The 3792-nt window shown below is 40.7% G+C and carries 3 protein-coding genes and 2 pseudogenes; 2 read left to right on the forward strand and 3 right to left on the reverse strand.

All coding sequences use genetic code 11. From position 1 onward, the window contains the following. Positions 1–633: 633 nt before the first annotated feature. Entirely contained in the window at positions 634–879 is a 246-nt protein-coding gene (locus HCUR_RS09645; protein WP_243397298.1) for a hypothetical protein, read from the reverse strand. Between HCUR_RS09645 and HCUR_RS10295 the strand changes: the two are divergent. Then, positions 778–1041 (forward strand): annotated as a pseudogene (locus HCUR_RS10295) (transposase); the annotation flags it as partial. The gene HCUR_RS09645 and the pseudogene HCUR_RS10295 overlap by 102 nt on opposite strands. Positions 1042–1902: 861 nt before the next feature. Here HCUR_RS10295 and rsmI read toward each other — a convergent pair. Continuing rightward, complete coding sequence (rsmI, locus tag HCUR_RS05930) at positions 1903–2670, reverse strand: 16S rRNA (cytidine(1402)-2'-O)-methyltransferase (protein ID WP_165780815.1); 768 nt, start codon at positions 2668–2670, stop codon at positions 1903–1905. Positions 2671–2856: 186 nt separating this feature from the next. Here rsmI and HCUR_RS10300 point away from each other — a divergent pair. Continuing rightward, positions 2857–3623, forward strand: a pseudogene (locus HCUR_RS10300) (IS5 family transposase). Here the strand turns inward: HCUR_RS10300 and HCUR_RS05940 are convergent. Beyond that, a partial coding sequence (locus HCUR_RS05940) for a transposase (protein ID WP_165780568.1) occupies positions 3616–3792 on the reverse strand: 177 nt, incomplete at its 5' end. The pseudogene HCUR_RS10300 and the gene HCUR_RS05940 overlap by 8 nt on opposite strands.

Genomic DNA, 3792 nt, shown 5'->3' on the forward strand with positions numbered 1-3792 from the left:
GTTATGCGCTTTTAGACTGCTTTGGGTATGTAGAGCCTGAACGTCTTGTATAGAGTGACGCGCCTGGTATAGAGAGGACGTTTTGTAAAGACAGAAGGGGTAAGAGAAGTGAAACACTGAGCGTGGTAACTCTTCACACTACCCGTCACTTTTGAAAAAGGGCTTTGTGGACAAGGGAAAACAGCCTAAAATTTGGCATAAACTCGACCAAGAGGTATGTCAGATGTCGAAACTAAAATCCCTTATCCAAGTGCTATCAAACCATGTTTCGTTACACCCATCAAGACAAGAAACGTTCTCAGCTCTTATTTTAGGTACATTGAATAGTGGGAGCGTCCAACAACCATGCCTTAAGCCACTTTGTGGACAGCACCATTTCCCAGTCATCCATCCGCCGCGTTGAGCGTTTTTTTAAAAGGTGCCGAGTTATCCTGTGCTGAATATGCTAAAGCTCTGGTAACCACCCTTGGGTTTCATGGCCTCTTTGAGTTATACCTAGATCGTACCAATTGGTAATTTGGAAAGAAGGATATCCACTGCCTGGTCTTAAGCTGGCGTATTTCCAAGACATTATCTTTGCCCCTGTTCTTTGTGGAGCTTAGCAAAGCCGGAAACTCCAACACTCAAGAACGTTTAGATTTTCTGGATGAGTTTTAAAAGGTCTTTGGCCTCAAGCGTATAAACCGGTTGATTGCCGATCGAGAGTTCGTCGGCAAGTAATGGTTTAGGGAACTTAGCCGCCTGAAGATCCGTTATTTTATTTGGGTAAAGGGCAATATCCTTACGCCTTATGGCAAAGCAGATCTTTATATAGAAGCATACTTTAGCCATCTGGCGATTGGGGACACCCGGCTGATTGAGAAGACCATGTATGGCCACATGGTTTGTTTTGCGGGCCTGCGTAAAGAGGATGGAGCGTTACTTATCGTAATGAGCAACCAAAACGTGACGGCCAAAGCCATATTGGACACTTACAAAAACAGGTGGTCCATAGAGGAACTCTTCAGAAAACTCAAATCCTCTGGCTTCAACTGGGAGGGAACGCATATGAAGCATGATAAACGATTAGTGACGTTGCTGATTATTCTGGGGATGGCAACACTAGGGGCGTATCTTTCGGGATTAGGCACTACAATACCCTAGAAAAAAACCCTCAAATGCCACCTCAAAAGCGTGTTTCGACAAGGCCTCATGAACTTACGACACTCCCTCGCTCACTTCCTACGAAAGGCTCTAAAATGGATAAACCAACTCCTAAAATCCTCCTAAATCAAAAGTGACGGGTAGTGTGGTAACTCTTAGAAAAAACCCATGGTATCACTGGAATAATCCATCCATAGCACCTATACCGGGTCTTGCAATACAATGCTTTTTAGTCATGAGGGAGGAGAACAGCGTTGAATCAAAGCGCTAACCCCTCAGCCTGATTATGGATCATGCCTCATTCCATACCACTTATAAGCCACAAGAATTGAAGAAATTGCTTGGCTTCAGGCTAATTTTTTTATCGCCATACGCCATATTGGCCCGACCTGCACACCATTGAGACCTTCTGAACTCATATGAAACGATGAATTAATCATAACATTACGCAATGTAATAAATGATATAAGGTCTTACTTTAGTTTTTTTAAATCCTATTTTCAAGCTAAACTACTATATAAGGACATATGCTATAAAATTTGTAGATGCTGAAGCTGTTATACTGCAAAGATCTGAGAAAAAATCCTCACGATACTATGATCAAACGTTGTATAAAGAGTGCAATTTAATTGTCCTCATGTTCAATATCAATAAGTTAAAAGATTACAGGCTCCTAGGAACCAGGTATGATACGCTTGATATTCAATATCTGGCTTTTGTTTTGTTCGCTGAAAATATTAATCTATGGATAAAATCGATCTAACCAGTAGTTTTTTTTGGAGAAGGTTTTGCAACAACTATTATACACTCTCCTTTAGGAGGACGTTTTTCAAATATTTCTGTCAAAGTACTAAAGGTTCCTCTTTGTATTTCTTCAAAGCGTTTGGTTAATTCTCGTAAAACACACGCCTGTCGATGGTGAAAGATTGTTCCCATAAGCATTAATGTTTTTTTTAATCTATATGGGCTTTCAAAAAAAATAAGCGCCATAGGTATGGGGTGTAGTGACTCAAAAATGCTCCGTTGCGCACCAATTGTTCTAGGTAAAAATCCATAAAATAAAAAGTTATTTTCGATAAATCCTGAAGCTAAAAAACTCTGAATCACGGAACAGGGACCAGGAATAATATGTACAGGGATATTTTCCTGGTAACAGGAAGAAATTAAGAGGATTCCTGCGTCTGAAACACCGGGTGTTCCACGATCACTCACCAATGCAATGCGCTGTTGTCGTGCAAGAGTTAATACCGCGTTTAATTTACTTTTTTCATTATGTTGATGATAAGAAATGTATTGTGACTGAATACCGTAGTATTGCAGTAATGGTCTCGTTATCCGAGTATCTTCACAGACAATGACATCTACAGTGTTTAATGTGACAAGAGCCCGCAGAGAAATGTCTTCTCTGTGTCCAATAGGCGTTGGTACAACAAACAGTCCGCAGGGAACGCTCTTAATTTGCGCCGCCCAACTGGAATGTTCGCACAGTGTATTGACATTTACTGAGAATTCTTTTTTTAAGTTCAATACAAAAAACTCTACAAGCAAAATAATTAATTACGATTTTAACACAATAACAAAAATTCTACAATTTCTTTATCAGTCAAAATTTTTTATGGTTTAGGTGACACTGATTCTTTTGAGAATTTTCAAGCTGGATTAGAGTGTGCCGACATTTATATTTAAGTGTTGTAAGAGTAAGGATTGCAAGGGATGCGAGATGACCAATGGGAAGGAATAAAAGAAAGTTTGCCTGGGAAAGAAGGAGATTCAGGACGTGCTGGTAACGCGATAACCAGAAATTTATCAATCCTGTGATGTGGATTGCCCGCAAGGGTGCAAGTGTAGTGTACCTTTCCAAAATCTGACGAGAAATAATCGAGGGTTCACAAACGGTTGATACGATGGTCCAAAGCCGGTGTGTGGCAAATCATCTTCAATACCCTTGCAGCAGATGCTGATACGCAATGGATCATAACTGATTCCACAATGATTAGCGCCCATCAACGCGCCGCGGGCGCCAGAAAAAAAATACAGTAATGGTACACAAGAACAAGCTCTGATGCACTCAGAAGGCAGTTTTAACACGAAGATCCACGCTGGCATGGGATGCTTTAGGCACCCCATCAGATTCATGCTACCGCCTGGTGAGTGCTCTGATTATACAAAAGCTCTTGATTTAATGGAGAATTTTGACTTTAAAACGCTATTGGCGAATAAAAGCTACGATGCCGATGAGATTGTTCATTATGCTGGCAGCAACAAAGCCGTTATCCTAATACGATCCATGCGAAAGAACCTCAGAGAATTTGATGCAGCTCTTTATAAAGCACTCTACTCTAGTCGAGCGAATGTTCAACAAGTGAACCCATTTCAGGCGCATTACACCCAGATATGACACACTTGCACACGCTTTTCTTTCCTTCCTTCATTTTTCTGTATCACTCATAATACTAAGAGCTTATCCGCAAATTAATTAGGAGGAAAGAATCTGCGCAAGAGTAGTCTGTTAAGTGACATGTAAATGTTATTCTCTGTAGAAGAACAAAGCAAGTCGTATTCTTTTGATAGCCTTCTATTTCTACCAAGCCATCCAAATGTTCGTTCTACAACCCATCGTCTCCGTTGAACCTTAAAGCCCCCCTCTAT

Origin of the sequence: Holospora curviuscula (genome assembly GCF_002930195.1) — a bacterium.
Taxonomy (GTDB): Bacteria; Pseudomonadota; Alphaproteobacteria; order Holosporales; family Holosporaceae; genus Holospora; species Holospora curviuscula.